Source organism: Facklamia sp. P12955, from assembly GCF_050409565.1.
In the GTDB taxonomy this organism is placed as follows: domain Bacteria; phylum Bacillota; class Bacilli; order Lactobacillales; family Aerococcaceae; genus Facklamia.
In genome coordinates this window covers 12,426-27,365 of sequence record NZ_JBNUPF010000016.1, presented here as the reverse complement: position 1 = coordinate 27,365, position 14,940 = coordinate 12,426, and the positions used below count along the sequence as shown (strand labels likewise).

The window sequence follows — 14,940 nt, the reverse complement described above, 5'->3', positions numbered from 1 at the left end:
TATGGAAATTCAAATGACTAATATCCATAAACAGTTTGCAGCCAACCAAGTCTTAAGAGGAGTAAACTTCGACTTAAGAAGTGGAGAAGTCCATTCACTAATGGGTGAAAATGGAGCTGGAAAATCAACTTTAATGAACATTTTAACCGGTCTATTATCAGCTGACCAAGGAAAGATTACCATTAATGGAAAAGAATCATTGTTTGATAATCCCAAAGATGCTGAAAATAATGGCGTTAGCTTTATTCATCAAGAATTGATAACTTGGCCAAAGATGACCGTCTTAGAAAACATGTTTATGGGGAAAGAACTTACCAAATATGGCCTTTTCTGTGACCAAGCTACCATGAAATTAAAAGCTAAAACTATTTTGCAAGAATTAGGTATTCAGATTGATCTTGATGCCTTGATGGGAACACTCAGTATCGGTCAACAACAACTAATTGAAATTGCCAAAACACTGATGAACGATGCTTCTGTCATTATCATGGATGAACCAACAGCTGCTTTGTCAGACCATGAAATTGATACACTCTTTTCTATAATCCAAAAACTTAAGCAACAAGGAGTCGCAATTGTATACATCTCGCACCGCTTGAAGGAAATATTTCAAATAAGTGACCGTATCACTGTCATGCGCGATGGCATTTCGATTATGACTAAAGATGTTACCAACACGGATGAGAAAGAAATTGTTCGTGCAATGGTGGGTCGAGACATTGGGGATTACTATCCGAGTAAACGTTCAGAAGTTGGCCGTACACTTTTAGAAGTTAACAAGCTAACGGTGAGTGAAAAATTTGAGGATATCTCTTTCACTTTGAAACAAGGGGAAATACTCGGTGTGTCTGGACTGATGGGAGCAGGACGTACAGAAATTATGTCGGCTATCTTCGGCTTGCTTCCGATTGAGCGCGGAACTATTAAAATTAATAATCAGCCTGTGCTTCTCTCTTCACCACTTCATGCTATTAAACAAGGAATTGGTTACTTAACTGAAAACCGTAAAGAGGAAGGCCTTATTTTAGACTTTTCGATTAAAGAAAATATTGGAATCACTGCCTTTAAAGAATTTTCTAAAAACGGTTTAATTCACACCAAGGAAGAAGAAGATTTTGTGCAGTTACTCATCGAACGTTTGGCTATAAAGACAATGGATATGCATCTACCAGTGACTTCCCTATCTGGTGGGAATCAGCAAAAAGTGGTCTTAGCCAAATGGATTGCTGCTGGAACTCAAATTTTAATTTTGGATGAACCTACCCGTGGAGTGGATATCGGTGCTAAACGAGAAATATACTTGTTGATGCGTGAATTAACCGATCGAGGTGTTGGTATCATAATGGTATCAAGTGATTTACCTGAAATAATTGGAGTCAGTGACCGTGTACTTGTTATTCATGAAGGAAAACTGAATGGCTGTCTGTCCCATGAAGAATTATCGGAAGAACGCATCATGACTTTAGCTACAGGAGGAAAATAATGGATAAAGTTGAAAAGAAATCATCGAAAAAGCAATTTGATTTAAGAAGATTAGGTCCAGTATTGGCCTTAATTGTTTTGTTTGTTCTCGTTACCCTCTTAAATCCAAATTTTATTAAAATAAATAATTTACTTAATTTGCTTAGACAAGTCTCAATTAATGCCTTTATAGCATTCGGTATGACCTTTGTCATTATCACTGGGGGTATTGACTTGTCGGTCGGCTCTGTCTTAGCTTTGTCAAGCGCGATAGTCGCATACTTAATGATGTATGGTATGAGCCCTATACTTGCTGTTTTAATTGGGGTCTTACTTGGGGGACTTTTAGGAGCAATTAATGGATTAATTATAACTAAGGGGAAGGTTGTTCCATTTATTGCTACCCTTTCAACTATGACTATCTATCGCGGGTTAACTTTGGTACTAACGGGAGGAAATCCTCTCACTAAATTTGAAGGGGGGCAATTTTTTGAATCCATTGGAAGGGGGTATTTATGGAAAATTCCAGTGCCGGTTCTTCTAATGTTGGTTGTTTTTGGCATTCTCTACATGCTTTTGCATCGCACAACATTTGGACGGAAAACTTTTTCCGTTGGAGGAAATGAAAAGGCGGCTTATATTGCTGGAATTAATAGTCATCGAGTTAAACTTATTGTCTACACTATCTCCGGGGCTTTGGCTGCCACTGCAGGTTTAATCTTAACTTCACGATTAAACTCAGCGCAACCAACTGCTGGAGTCGCTTATGAAATGGATGCCATCGCTGCTGTTGTCATTGGTGGTACAAGTATGGCTGGAGGTCATGGTCGCATCATTGGAACCTTAGTCGGCGCTTTAATCATTGGTACGTTGAATAATGGTTTAAACTTACTTGGAGTATCTAGTTTTTATCAACAAATTGTTCAAGGTATCGTTATATTAATCGCTGTTCTATTAGATCGGAAAGAAAAATAACTATATAAAAGGAGCATTCAAATGAAATCTATAAAAAAAATTACTATCGCCTTGTTCGCTATTTTACCACTTGTTCTATTAAGTCTAACTGCTAAGCTACAGGTTAAGGCAGAAGAAGAATATACAATAGGTCTAGCAATTTCCACTACCAATAATCCCTTCTTCGTCGATTTACAAGAAGGTGTTGAAGAGGCTGCAAAAGAAATGGGAGCCACTGTTAAAATTGTTGACGCACAAGATGATGCAACAACACAGCTTAATGGACTGGATGACTTAATCACTCAAGGAGTAGATATTTTACTCATTAATCCCGTTGATTCCGATGCTATAGTCCCTGCTATTAAAAATGCTAATGAAGCAAAAATTCCTGTTATTACCATTGACAGAAACGCTGCAGAAGGTGAAGTTGTTTCATTAGTAGCCTCTAATAACTTAGATGGCGGTAAGATGGCTGCTGAATTCATTATTGAAAAGATTGGAAAAGGTGCGAAAGTTATTCAATTAGAAGGTGTTCCAGGCGCTTCTGCAACAAACGAAAGAGGGGAAGGTTTTGAAGAAGGAGCCAAAGATCAATTAGAGCTTATCGCTAGTCAATCTGCTAACTTTAACCGTTCAGAAGGATTAACTGTTATGGAAAATCTTCTTCAAGCACACCCTGATGTTCAAGCTGTCTTTGCTCAAAATGATGAAATGGCTTTAGGGGCTATTGAAGCTATTAAAGCTGCTGGTTTAGAAGAAGAAATTCTCGTGATAGGATTTGATGGCAATGACGATGGCTTGGAAGCGGTCAAAGAAGGTGAATTGGCTGCAACAATCGCTCAACAACCTAAAGAAATGGGACATTTAGCGGTTGAAGCTGCCATCAATCATTTAAAAGGAGAAAAAGTTGAAGAATCCATTGCTTCTCCGTTAGAATTAGTAATTAAAGACACACTAGAAGAAAAATAATTCACTTTTCATTTAATAGTTTTAAGACCTCACGACACTTATTTAGTGCCCTGAGGTCTTCATTATTTTTTACCCACCTATATTAGTATCTGTAGCATAATCCCTAAAATCATTTTCCACTAACTCATAGTCAACACTGGATTGGCTACAACCAAGTTGGTCGACCCATGAGTCATCGTTAATCCGCAACTTTTTAAACCCTAGTAGCTCATATACATGTTGGGCCCTAGTATTTTGAAGATTAACATCTAAAATAATTTTTTGATAGCCTTGATTAAATAATTCTTTAATCAATAAACTCAGAATAATTCGACCCAGGCCTTTATTGCGATAAATTGCTTCACAAATCTTTATATGTATTTCTGCGACTTGATTCCCCAAGTTATCATAAAACATTTCACCAATTGATTGACCTTGATACTCAATGAGTAGGAGCCGACCTTTTTCATCGGTATAATTTTCAATCTTATCTTCGATTTCTTCGACTGATTTGCCTAATCCATTGGGAAAACCCAAATATTTCATTAGTTCCCCATCATTCCACCATTGACAGAGTTTGGCAGCATCTGCTATTTCTGCATCACGTATCCATAAATTTTTATACCTTACTTTCATAGAAATCCCCCATTTTAATACAGGGCTGCTTTAAATTAAACAGGCATTGCAATTGATATTCAGGTTTAACTAGGATAAGGCAAAGTAAATCTACCAGCTTTTTTAAGAGAAAGCGAATACTGGATTATTCCTTTTATCTTTTAAAACCTGACATACTTCTTAAAATTATGCCAGTCGTTGTCAAATTATGTAGGATTGATAGGGAACTTGGTGATAATAAATCAAAAACACCTAATAAAATGAGCCCACTATTAATCGCAATGGTTTGTTTAACATTTTTCTTTATTCTTTTATCTAATAAATGGCTAATTTCAGCCAATTCCATTAGACTTTCTAATTGATTATTTGATAAAACAAGATCACTTGTTTGTTTGCAAATATCAGCAGCATCATTCATAACTGCCCCTATGTCTGCAAGCGATAGTGCAGCAGAATCATTGAGCCCATCTCCAAGCATCATGACTTTTTTACCTGAACGTTTTTGTTCTTCAATGAACTGATATTTATCATTTGGTGACACTTCTGTTTGTAAATATTGAACGGATATATTATTCATAAGATTTTGAGTTCGCTCTTTGGTATCACCAGTAAGAAGCGCAACTTCTTTGCCCTTACTTTGTAACCATTGAATGACTTTGGCCGCTTGCGGACGAAGCGGGGTATCAATTAGAAAAAGACCAATTAATCTTCCGTTGTAACCAAGATAGAGTAGGTTGTATTGCTGTTCATAGTTATTAATAACGGCTTTTTGTTCTTCAGAAATAGCAATTTTTTTATCCGTCATTAAAAGATAACTACCAATGACTACTTCTTTTCCATCAATGGTTGATAAGATCCCGCGCGACGCAATATGATGGAGCTTTCCATGCATTTCATCATGGACAATAGCTTTTTCTTGGGCTTCGTTCACTACGGCTTTAGCCAATGGATGATGAATGTGTTCTTCTAAGCAAGCGCCCATTCGTAAAACATCTTCGGTTTCATAATCATCAAAAGAGACGGTTTTATAAACCTTAGGATCGGATACAGTTAAAGTCCCGGTTTTATCAAAGACAAACAGATCGATGTCATTATACTTTTCCACGACATCCATACTTTTAATTAATATTTCCTTCTCAACCGCTTCTTTAATTGCCGTTAAGTAAGAAATAGGAACCGAAAGCTTCAAAGCACAAGAGAAATCAACTAATAGAAACGATAGGGCTCTTCGCAAGGATCCAGTGAATAAATAGGTAAGAATGACACCTAAAAAATTGTACTTAACCAGATTGTCAGCTAGAGCAATATATTTAGTTTGTTGAGTGCCTTTTTGATTTTCTGATTGACGCATTAGAGACATCAATTCGTGGATACGGTAATTTAACGTGGTATTTGTAACGCGAATAGATAATTCTCCCGATTCGATCACTGTATTTGAAAAGACTTGATCTTCTTCTTGCTTAAGGATAGGGAAAAATTCTCCGGTAAGCGAACTTTCATTGACCATGGCTGAGCCAGCATCCACTACCCCGTCAAATAAAATTTCCTTTCCTTCAGACACGATTATAATGTCATTCAACTGAACTTCTTTAGCATTACGCTCAAGCTTATTCCCTTGACTGTCTAACAACCATACCGTTTTAGTAGGATCTTTCATACTGCTTTCCAAATCTGCAATTGACTTTTTATTGGTCCAGTCATTTAATTGATCACCCAATCCCATGATAAACATAATGGAACTAGCGGTTTTAGGCTGTCCAATCAATATGGCAGTTAAAATAGCAGCGCCATCTAAAACTTCCATATTTATATCCTGCGATACTAACGATTGAAGCGCTTTTTCTATATATTTAGTGGATAAATAAAGGGTATAGAGATACTGAATAGGTTGAGGTAGAAATAGACGTCTCAGCACAAACAGGCTCAGTTCCTTCGAAACAATCGCATAAGGCGTCTTTTCTTTGCGATAGGGCTCTTGTAAACATCTAATGATTTGATCTTCATTCAAACCATTTAAAAATTTGAGAGCGTGTGCCATCGAGTAATCTTTATGAACAAAGACAGCCATTGTCCTTTCATCATGATAAAAAACTATTTTTTGAATAGCTGGTTGGAGTTGAGCCTCCTCCTGAATCATTTCTCTAACGGACAACGTTAGTAAAAAAGAACACTTAACTCTTACTCGACTTTTGTTTTGATGACAAATTTTAAACTTCATTAGCGCCTGCTATATCCTCAATGCTATCGGCTTGCTCTTGCTGTTTTTGGGCAAGATAAATTTCTTGAGCATCTGACAAAACGTCATCAGTATGTTGTTTAATTGTTGATACATTCGCATCAAGCTCATCTTTTAATTGGTAAGATTTTGCGATTACATGAGCATAAGTTTCTTTAGCTTTTTTACTCGTTAAAACTTTTAACCCTAGTGTTCCAAATAGAGCTCCTCCGAGGAATAAACCAGATGATTTGCTGATTTTTGTGGCCTTTTTTAAATTCTTTAACATTTTAAATCCTTCTTTCTATTTATATTTAAATAATTATAGCACTGATAAAAGTAAGTTTCAATTAATGGGTCCAAGGCTCAATTCTTATGCGTGTCCACAAGTGATAATGTTTGCTTTTCGTTTTGACAAAACTCGTTCCCATACGCTCTGAAGTTAGACATAAATAATTGTTAAATCAAACAGATGCGCAATCATTTTATAGTAAATCAGCTTAGATTCAAATTGAGAAGTTAAAAATAGAATGACTTATCGATAGAACCAGCCATTAATAGGAGCGTTATGATGACCTTGGGCTTTTGATTCGATCTTTTAAATTATGGCCACTGCAATGGATTAGTGTGTTTTTTCTTAGATTAGGTAGTGACTTGTCCCTTAGTGGATTATTATTTTGTGGAGTAGTTTTAGCAAAACAGACCCATTCTTTGTTTAAATTCAAATAGATATACAGTTTAATTGTTAAGTACTGTTTCTTTCCTATTTTATTCACTTTTTATTTCGTTACGCTACCCTAAAATTGCAATTAGGCTTGCTGAAGTAAGCTTTGTCAATTGATCAATCTTTCACAAAAACACTTTTATTTCATTTGAATTTTTGCTAATTTTTTTTAATTCGAAAAAAATGGTTTCGTTTTCATAAAAATCATTGACTTGCTATACCCTTTTATCATACAATTTAGTTAAATAAAAATTTAGGAGGGGAAGAGATGAATTCTTTAGTCAGTTATTTTGTGAAAAATATCACTCATTTGAGTGATTTAATGTGGTCCAGTGTTCTTTTGTATATTCTTATAGCGGTCGGTATTTTTTATACTTTTTATCTTGGCTTTCCGCAATTTCGTTATTTTGGAACAGCGTTTAAAGAGACTTTTGGCGGCGTTTTTGGTAAAAAGGAAAAAGAAGAAGCCGGTACCATGTCTTCATTCCAAGCCCTAGCAACAGCCATTGCTGCTCAAGTCGGAACAGGTAATGTTGCTGGGATTGCTACAGCTATTATGGCAGGAGGACCTGGTGCTATTTTCTGGATGTGGATGTCTGCTTTTGCTGGCATGGCTACAATTTTTGGCGAGGCCGTTTTAGCTCAGAAATATCGTGAAGTGCGTGATGATAACTTTGTGGGAGGGCCTGCCTTTTATATCAGTAAAGGGATAAAACAAAAAACCTTAGGCAAATTCTTAGCCGGCTTCTTCTCAGTAGCAATTATTATTGGCTTAGGATTTATTGGGAACTTAGTGCAATCAAACTCGATATCTGCCGCTGTCAATGAGGCTACCGGTATTAACCCAATTATCGTTGGTGTTTTGATAGCAATTGCAGCTGCTTTAGTTTTTATGGGTGGTATGAAACGAATTGCTAACTTTGCCGAATTAGTTGTGCCATTCATGGCTGCTTTATATATTATCGGCGTCATCGTCGTAATGGTTCTCTATAAAGAACAAGTCGGTCCTGCTTTTAAATCGATTTTTGTGGAAGCTTTTAAACCTACATCTATGATGGGTGGAGCGATCGGTGTCACCGTTAAACAAGCCATTCGATACGGGGTCGCAAGGGGTCTCTTCTCAAACGAAGCAGGTATGGGTTCTACACCACATGCCCACGCAGTGGCCAACGTAAAACATCCTGCTGAACAAGGTTTAGTAGCGATTGTTGGTGTTGTCATTGATACGCTCGTTGTTGGAACCGCTACTGCAATGGTAATTCTCGTTACCGGCGCTCATGAAAAAGGGTTAGAGGGGGCTTTAGTCACGCAAGAAGCTTTTTCTTCCGCTTTTGGTACGTTAGGTACATCCTTTCTAGCTCTTTGTTTAACCTTTTTTGCCTTTACCACTATTGTAGGCTGGTACTATTTTGGAGAAACCAATATTCGTTACTTATTTGGTAAAAAAGGGCTTTTACCTTATCGTATTATCGTCATTTTCTTTATCGTTTTAGGATCATCACTCACTAAGAAAATCGACTTTGTTTGGACCATGTCAGACTTCTTTAACGGGCTGATGGTCTTTCCAAACATGATTGCTCTCCTTTTATTAGCGCCTCAAGCTAAACGGATTCTAGATAGCTATAAAGCGCATCAGCTCTATAACCGGGAGGATTTAAGTTAGTTTTATTAAAGTATAAAAAGGCCTCTGAAGTTGAATTCAAATCAACTTTAGGGGTCTTTAAATATAATCCAAATATCAATTCTTGTAATATTCGCAAACTATGTGTAATAAAAATCTCACTAATTTAAAAAATAGATAGGACCAGTTCTTTAAAAAAATAATTGAAAAACTCTAGCTCTCCTACTCTTTAGGATGCGGCTAGAGTTTTTAGCACAGTGCTGCCATTAAAGTTAAACCCTCACTATTTTCTCCAAGTATTTAGCAATCTAGGGAAAACATTTTAAGCTACTGATGATTTTCTTTACAAATAAATAGAATATATCCGTTATTTTACCATATGCATTTCTTCTAGTTGTGCCTCGATATTTTCTTGATCGACACCGGCTTGTAATAAAGTTGCAGCGGTATATGCTCCTTCTACGACTGGAACATCATATATTTTGATTGTTTTATCACTCATTTCCATAGCGATTTCTAGATTCATTTTTGCACTACCTAGATCATAAAAAGCCAATAAATTTTCAGCTGTGTTTTTATTGATGGCTGCTAAAGCGGTATCAAAGTTCGTCCCTATTTCGTTTTGATCAATACCACCTACTACTTGCACATCAACATCTGCTGCTGCTTGTTGAATCAAACGATGAATTCCTTCCGCAATCTCATGAACATGTGAAACAATCACAATTCCAGTTTTTTTCATTATTCTGCCTCCGCTTCTAGCATTGCGTGAAATAATAAGCCTGAGGAGTAAGCTCCTGGATCAATATGGCCAATAGATCGATCTCCCACATAAGAGGCTCGTCCTTTTTTAGCTTTTAATGGTTGCGTTGCTTCCACTGCTTCATCAATTAATTCGTGGGTTAATTGATGAGTCTCAACTGCTTCTACAACAGCTATCCATAAATCTACCATTGTTTTGTCGCCTTGTTCTGCTTTTCCACGCTTTTGAATCGTTTCTAACCCAGCTTTTAAAACACTTGCCCAGTCTTCAGCTGCCGATTCAGCTTTCATCATGCCCATAAAGGCTGACCCATATAGTGGCCCAGAGGCTCCACCGACTTTACTTAGCATATTTTTCATCATTAATTGAAGCAATTCATTCAACGTTTTTGGTTTTTCGTCTTCAATCGCTTTAATTACATGGGTCATGCCACGAGACATATTATTTCCATGGTCACTATCGCCAATAGGTGTGTCTAATTGTGTTAAATAGTCTTTTTCGTTTTGAATTTTTTCATTGAATAATTCCATCCAACGAATTCCAGTCTCTAGATTCATTTAAAAGATTCACCCTTTCATTTTATAAAATAATCTTACCAATTAATGGTATCAACTGGTGCTTCAATAGCTTTCAAATAGAATGCTTCATCTAAGCGAAGCAAAGTTAAGGATAAACCTTGCATATCTAACGAAGTCATTAAATTGCCTACTTTCGAAAACGCAATCGTTAGATTCTTTTCTTTCATTATTCTTTGCACATCATTTGCAAATACATATTGTTCCATTAATGGCGTTCCACCTAAACCATTCACGATTATTGCGAAGCGATCATTGGCTTTGGCATCAAACTCTTTTAGTAATTTTGTAAGTAATTCTTGGGATAAATCCTGTGAACTCTGCAATTTTTCTCGTCGATATCCCGGTTCGCCATGAATACCTACGCCATACTCGATTTCATCATCCGCTAAGGTAAAACTTGCTTCATCGCTCCCGGGCGTAGTGACCCCTGTTAATGCGACTCCAATCGTTTTTATATTTGGGATAAGATTTTCTGCTAATTTTTTAATCTCTCCAATGGTTTGCCCTTGTTCAGCAGCATACCCTAATATTTTGTGAACAAAGACCGTTCCTGCAACGCCACGTTTTCCCTGGGTGTAGAGACTATCTTCGACAGCAATGTCATCATCAACTACGACACTCTCTACTTTTATTCCTTCCATCTCAGCTAATTCCTGAGCCATCTCAAAGTTCATAATATCCCCTGAATAGTTCTTTATAACGAGAAAGACACCTGCCCCCTCATCTGCTTCTTTAATTGCTTGTAAAATTTGATCGGGCGTTGGAGAAGTAAAGACTGCCCCACAAACAGCTGCTGATAACATTCCTCTTCCAACAAATCCAGCATGTGCAGGTTCATGTCCGCTTCCTCCACCAGAAATAATAGCCACTTTCCCGGTTTTTTCTAAAGTTCGTTGAATAATTCCTGTTTCAGGAATTCTTTTAAGCAATTTTGAATGACTTTGTACCATTCCATTAATCATCTCATCCACAATATTTTCTGGTTTATTTATTATTTTTTTAATCACGCTAGATTCCTACCTTTTTTAAATTTATTTTGCTTGTTTTCTTGCTTTATAATCGCGACCCATCGCATCCGCTGCAATAATTGCATTTGCAACGGCTTCTTCTGTGATTTCAAAAGGCATTGAATGAATGGATTCTTCTGGGATACATGCTTTTTTAGCTACTTTTAGAATTTCTTGGTAATTAACTTCTTCGACATCTAAGTCCGCTAGAGATACTGGTAACCCAACAGAAATATTAAAGTCTAATAATTCTTCGACTTCTGATTTTGGTGCGTCTTCGAGCACTAATTGAACAAAGGTTGTAAAAGCAACTTGTTCCCCATGGTAATAATTTCCTGGTCCTTCTAAAACAGTTAAGCCATTGTATATTGCATGAGCAGCTGCTAATCCTCCCGATTCAAAGCCTAAGCCAGATAATAAGGTGTTTGCTTCTACGATATCTTCTAAAGCTTGTGTAACAACGTTCTGATCAGCCGCAATTTTTGCATCGTATCCTTTTTCTAGAACCACTTTTAAACTTTTTTCAGCTAGTGTCATGGCTGCAATTGTTCCTTTAGCAGGTCCTGTAGCCCCAGTACGATAACCATTTGGCAAACCAGCATTCACATTTGAATTGGATTGACGAGTCGCTCGAGCTTCATAATAAGTTGCCAAAGTATCGCCCATACCAGCTACTAGGAATCGACTCGGTGCCTGTGCAATAACGGTAGTATCCATCAAAACAACATCTGGGTTTTTGCTAAAGTAAGCATAATCATCAAATTGATGATCGGCCGTATATAAGACAGCAGAGTGACTCGTGGGCGCATCTTGAGCTGCAATCGTCGGGCAAATAATAATATTCTGTCCTTCCGCTACAACTTTGGACGTATCGATTGCTTTTCCTCCCCCCAATCCTACAATAACATCAGTGCCTTTTTCTTTTGCTAATTTTTTCAATCGTTCGACTTCTTCGCGTGTGGCTTCGCCACCAAAATCTCCTCGATGTAATTGAACCTTATAGGTTTCAGCTGTTTGATCCAGTTTGTCTTGTACACGATCAATATCTGCTTTATTTCCTATAACGAGGGCAGATTCACCTAAAGACTGAATATAAAATCCTAAATTCAATAATTCATCTTCACCTTGTACATACTTACTTGGACTAATAAATGCTTTTCTCATTCTTATTCCTCCTGTATCTTTTAAGCTTCTTCTTCTCCACTAAATTAATGGTAACAAGTAAGCGCTATCAATTCAACAGACAAAAACCTTCGTCTGTCCGTTTGGTTTCAGATTTGCTCTGTCGTATACTGATACTATCAAATACTGTTTTATTTTTAATAAAAGGAGTTTGCCTGGATGAAAGAAAAAACAGATACACAAGAAATCATCGCTCAATCATTTCGAGAATTAACACTAAAAAAAGAAAGGGATAAAATTTCAATCACCGATATAATGAAACAAGCAGATTTTCGTCGTCAAACTTTCTATGATTATTTTGATGACAAATATGATTTAGTTACCTGGATTTTTTCGCATGAACTCTATCAATCCATTCAATCAATAATGGATTGGCAAAATTGGGAAGAAATCTTATGGCAACTATTAACTTATCTTGAATCAAACAATAAATATTATCGAAAAATCTTCCTCGATATAAAATTAGATTCTTTTAAAGAATATTTTATTTACTCCATTAAAAAAATAATCAAACAATTAGTAGATGATTATTTCAAAGAGCAGTTTCTTTCGTTAGAAAAAAAGCAAATGATTCAAACAGCTACAGATTTTTATAGCTATGGTCTCTCTGAAAGCCTCTATCATTGGGTCTTAGAAAATTGTGAACCAAATAGTAAACACTACCATGCGATGCTCGTAAAGCTTGTAAACTGTCGAAGCAAATCGAATGAACACACTACTATTTTATCAGGGAAAGGAAAGGATAAGTAATGGCAGAATATATATTATCAATTGATCAAGGAACAACGACGACACGTGCTTTTATTATTGATCGCAAAGGAAATTATATTGGAACTGCGAGTCGAAAATTCCAACAAATTATCCCACAAACTGGATGGGTAGAACACGATCCGAATGTTATTTGGGAAACTGTATGTCATGTTATTGAAGAAGTTATCCAAAAATCTGGGGTTAATTACTCTCAAATCAAAGCACTTGGACTAACGAATCAACGTGAAACAACTGTTGTTTGGAACAAGATAACAGGTGAGCCGATATATAATGCCATTGTTTGGAGTTCTAACCAATCATTAGCTACAATTAATCAATTGAAATCCAGTAAAAATGAAGAATATATCCATAAAACCACCGGACTGATTATGAGTCCCTATTTCTCAGCCAGTAAGATTCGTTGGATTCTAGATTATCATACTGGAGCGCAGGTTGATGCTGAAAAAGGAGCATTACTTTTTGGGACCATCGATAGTTGGATTGTTTGGAAATTAACTAAAGGAAAGTTACATGTCACTGACCATACGAATGCCTCAAGAACCATGCTCTTTAATATTCATCGTTTAGAATGGGATGATGAATTACTTAAGCTTTTTAATATTCCAAAAGCAATGTTACCCAATGTTTATCCCAGCTCTCATTACTATGGCGAAACAAGTTCTGATCTTTTCCATGGAGTAAAAATACCAATTACAGGGGTAGCTGGGAATCAGCAGGCTTCTTTAGTTGGTCAACTTGCTTTTCAATCTGGACAAGTTAAAAGCACTTATGGTCAAGGAACATTTATTGTTATGAATACCGGGACTGAAGCCAAATTATCAAACAATCATTTACTGACAACCATTGCCTATTCGATCGATGGCCAAATTAATTATGCTTTAGAAGGGGCTGCTTTAATTTCTGGAAGTGCCATTGAATGGTTAAAAGAGGGTTTAGAATTATTTGAAACGATTGAAGATTCAGAAAAGCTAGCTCTCATGGCAAATCCAAAGTCTTCCGTCTATTTTCTTCCAACTTTTAAAGGAATTGAAGCTCCTTATTGGGAAACGAATGTCAGAGGGGCTATTTTAGGCATGGATGACTATACGACTAAAAGGGAACTTGTCCTTGCTACTTTTGAATCATTAGCTTATCAAGTCCATGACATTATTGATTTAATGGAATCAGATACTGGAATTGCACTGGATGTTTTACATGTTGATGGTGGCGTTGCTCAAAATAACTTACTCATCCAATTTCAAGCCGATATTCTTAATAAAACAGTTGAACGCGTTGAACGTTTAGAAACAACCGGTTTAGGTGCTGCATATCTGGCTGGATTAGCTGTAGGTTACTGGAAGGATTTAGATGAATTGAGAGCTTTAGTATCCGAGAACGAAGTTTTCCACCCAAACATGAGTCAAACCGATCGCTTTAAAAAACTGAATGGATGGCACAATGCGCTTAAAGCTGTTCGATATTATTCTCAGTTAACTCAAGATTTCTTTTAATAAAGAACACGAATGAATTTAAGTGGATTTCAAAAATAGCTAAGAAAAAGTTCTTAGCTATTTTAAGAAAATTCTTAATCTTATGTAAAATACTTTATTATTATTTCTATCCTCTCCGACTGATTGAACACCTCTAAAATTTATGGTGTCGATGGAGCCATTCGATTCATTGACACCATTTTTATTTTTTAATAAAAAAGTCAATGAATCGCTACCATTAAGTTTCCACAAATAAAGCTAGGAGCATTCACAAAACTCATTCGAATATACGAATGATTATGGAATTAAAATAGCAGTTATCTATATGCTGCATCAATTTCCAGAAATCTACTGATCACTAATAAAAAGCTCATCAACCATTGTATCTAAATGCTTTGCCATATTAAAAGCAAGTTGTAGAGTCGGATCGTATTTGTTCTTTTCAATTGCATTAATTGTTTGTCTGGTAACATTGCACTTATCCGCAAGTTGGGCTTGAGACCAACCCTTCTTAATTCTTAGTTCTTTGATTGTATTATTCATAGATTCACTGAACTTTCTAATTTAAAGACCATTTCATACGATTAAGGACATTACCAAACAAATCTTTCTAAATAATAAGAATTTAGATT

14 protein-coding genes are annotated in these 14,940 nt (G+C 36.4%); 6 read left to right on the top strand and 8 right to left on the bottom strand.

Features of this window, described 5'->3' with window-relative positions; genetic code table 11:
• Position 1 precedes the first annotated feature (1 nt).
• From ACQV2G_RS05840 to rbsB, 3 genes are read left to right on the top strand one after another with little or no spacing between them, the layout of a single operon-like run.
• A complete protein-coding gene (locus tag ACQV2G_RS05840) occupies positions 2 to 1,483 on the top strand; it encodes a sugar ABC transporter ATP-binding protein (RefSeq protein ID WP_428874933.1) in 1,482 nt (493 codons plus the stop codon).
• Entirely contained in the window at positions 1,483 to 2,436 is a 954-nt protein-coding gene (locus ACQV2G_RS05835) for an ABC transporter permease (protein WP_428874051.1), read from the top strand. The genes ACQV2G_RS05840 and ACQV2G_RS05835 overlap by 1 nt, the downstream gene beginning before the upstream one ends.
• A 21-nt stretch (positions 2,437 to 2,457) precedes the next feature.
• Positions 2,458 to 3,384, top strand: coding sequence for a ribose ABC transporter substrate-binding protein RbsB (gene rbsB, locus ACQV2G_RS05830; protein WP_428874050.1), 927 nt, complete (start codon positions 2,458 to 2,460; stop codon positions 3,382 to 3,384).
• Positions 3,385 to 3,453: 69 nt separating this feature from the next.
• Here rbsB and ACQV2G_RS05825 read toward each other — a convergent pair whose 3' ends face one another.
• From ACQV2G_RS05825 to ACQV2G_RS05815, 3 genes are all read right to left on the bottom strand, one after another.
• On the bottom strand, positions 3,454 to 3,999 hold the full coding sequence (locus ACQV2G_RS05825; protein ID WP_428876345.1) for a GNAT family N-acetyltransferase: 546 nt from the start codon (positions 3,997 to 3,999) through the stop codon (positions 3,454 to 3,456).
• A gap of 133 nt (positions 4,000 to 4,132) precedes the next feature.
• A complete protein-coding gene (locus ACQV2G_RS05820; RefSeq protein ID WP_428874937.1) occupies positions 4,133 to 6,196 on the bottom strand; it encodes a heavy metal translocating P-type ATPase in 2,064 nt (687 codons plus the stop codon).
• Entirely contained in the window at positions 6,186 to 6,482 is a 297-nt protein-coding gene (locus ACQV2G_RS05815) for a DUF6110 family protein (RefSeq protein ID WP_428874047.1), read from the bottom strand. Before ACQV2G_RS05815 ends, ACQV2G_RS05820 begins: the two co-directional genes overlap by 11 nt.
• 703 nt (positions 6,483 to 7,185) lie before the next feature.
• Between ACQV2G_RS05815 and ACQV2G_RS05810 the strand changes: the two genes are divergently transcribed.
• On the top strand, positions 7,186 to 8,580 hold the full coding sequence (locus ACQV2G_RS05810; RefSeq protein WP_428874046.1) for an alanine/glycine:cation symporter family protein: 1,395 nt from the start codon (positions 7,186 to 7,188) through the stop codon (positions 8,578 to 8,580).
• Positions 8,581 to 8,905: 325 nt separating this feature from the next.
• Here ACQV2G_RS05810 and dhaM read toward each other — a convergent pair whose 3' ends face one another.
• Genes dhaM through ACQV2G_RS05790 form a run of 4 tightly spaced genes read right to left on the bottom strand, consistent with a single transcriptional unit; the run spans position 8,906 to position 12,050 of the window.
• Positions 8,906 to 9,280: a dihydroxyacetone kinase phosphoryl donor subunit DhaM gene (gene dhaM, locus ACQV2G_RS05805; RefSeq protein ID WP_428876344.1), complete on the bottom strand. Its 375-nt coding sequence runs from the start codon at positions 9,278 to 9,280 to the stop codon at positions 8,906 to 8,908.
• Entirely contained in the window at positions 9,280 to 9,858 is a 579-nt protein-coding gene (gene dhaL / locus ACQV2G_RS05800) for a dihydroxyacetone kinase subunit DhaL (protein ID WP_428876343.1), read from the bottom strand. Before dhaL ends, dhaM begins: the two co-directional genes overlap by 1 nt.
• A 35-nt stretch (positions 9,859 to 9,893) precedes the next feature.
• Entirely contained in the window at positions 9,894 to 10,883 is a 990-nt protein-coding gene (gene dhaK / locus ACQV2G_RS05795) for a dihydroxyacetone kinase subunit DhaK (RefSeq protein ID WP_428876357.1), read from the bottom strand.
• Positions 10,884 to 10,910: 27 nt separating this feature from the next.
• A complete protein-coding gene (locus ACQV2G_RS05790) occupies positions 10,911 to 12,050 on the bottom strand; it encodes a glycerol dehydrogenase (RefSeq protein WP_428874043.1) in 1,140 nt (379 codons plus the stop codon).
• 177 nt (positions 12,051 to 12,227) lie between these two features.
• On the opposite strand from ACQV2G_RS05790, the gene dhaS reads away from it, so the two are divergent.
• Complete coding sequence (dhaS, locus tag ACQV2G_RS05785; RefSeq protein ID WP_428874041.1) at positions 12,228 to 12,818, top strand: dihydroxyacetone kinase transcriptional activator DhaS; 591 nt, start codon at positions 12,228 to 12,230, stop codon at positions 12,816 to 12,818.
• Positions 12,818 to 14,329 carry a glycerol kinase GlpK gene (gene glpK / locus ACQV2G_RS05780; protein WP_428876342.1) on the top strand — a complete coding sequence of 504 codons (1,512 nt, stop codon included), beginning with the start codon at positions 12,818 to 12,820 and terminating at the stop codon, positions 14,327 to 14,329. Before dhaS ends, glpK begins: the two co-directional genes overlap by 1 nt.
• 327 nt (positions 14,330 to 14,656) lie before the next feature.
• Here the strand turns inward: glpK and ACQV2G_RS05775 are convergent, their stop codons facing one another.
• Complete coding sequence (locus tag ACQV2G_RS05775; RefSeq protein WP_428876341.1) at positions 14,657 to 14,851, bottom strand: helix-turn-helix transcriptional regulator; 195 nt, start codon at positions 14,849 to 14,851, stop codon at positions 14,657 to 14,659.
• Between the last annotated feature and the right edge of the window lie 89 nt (positions 14,852 to 14,940).

What these genes read in the sequence shown, in the direction of transcription:
- ACQV2G_RS05840 (WP_428874933.1), top strand. Translation starts at nt 2, where the DNA reads ATGGAAATTCAAATGACTAATATCCATAAACAGTTTGCAGCCAACCAA.
- ACQV2G_RS05835 (WP_428874051.1), top strand. Translation starts at nt 1,483, where the DNA reads ATGGATAAAGTTGAAAAGAAATCATCGAAAAAGCAATTTGATTTAAGA.
- rbsB (WP_428874050.1), top strand. Translation starts at nt 2,458, where the DNA reads ATGAAATCTATAAAAAAAATTACTATCGCCTTGTTCGCTATTTTACCA.
- ACQV2G_RS05825 (WP_428876345.1), bottom strand. Translation starts at nt 3,999, where the DNA reads ATGAAAGTAAGGTATAAAAATTTATGGATACGTGATGCAGAAATAGCA.
- ACQV2G_RS05820 (WP_428874937.1), bottom strand. Translation starts at nt 6,196, where the DNA reads ATGAAGTTTAAAATTTGTCATCAAAACAAAAGTCGAGTAAGAGTTAAG.
- ACQV2G_RS05815 (WP_428874047.1), bottom strand. Translation starts at nt 6,482, where the DNA reads ATGTTAAAGAATTTAAAAAAGGCCACAAAAATCAGCAAATCATCTGGT.
- ACQV2G_RS05810 (WP_428874046.1), top strand. Translation starts at nt 7,186, where the DNA reads ATGAATTCTTTAGTCAGTTATTTTGTGAAAAATATCACTCATTTGAGT.
- dhaM (WP_428876344.1), bottom strand. Translation starts at nt 9,280, where the DNA reads ATGAAAAAAACTGGAATTGTGATTGTTTCACATGTTCATGAGATTGCG.
- dhaL (WP_428876343.1), bottom strand. Translation starts at nt 9,858, where the DNA reads ATGAATCTAGAGACTGGAATTCGTTGGATGGAATTATTCAATGAAAAA.
- ACQV2G_RS05790 (WP_428874043.1), bottom strand. Translation starts at nt 12,050, where the DNA reads ATGAGAAAAGCATTTATTAGTCCAAGTAAGTATGTACAAGGTGAAGAT.
- dhaS (WP_428874041.1), top strand. Translation starts at nt 12,228, where the DNA reads ATGAAAGAAAAAACAGATACACAAGAAATCATCGCTCAATCATTTCGA.
- glpK (WP_428876342.1), top strand. Translation starts at nt 12,818, where the DNA reads ATGGCAGAATATATATTATCAATTGATCAAGGAACAACGACGACACGT.
- ACQV2G_RS05775 (WP_428876341.1), bottom strand. Translation starts at nt 14,851, where the DNA reads ATGAATAATACAATCAAAGAACTAAGAATTAAGAAGGGTTGGTCTCAA.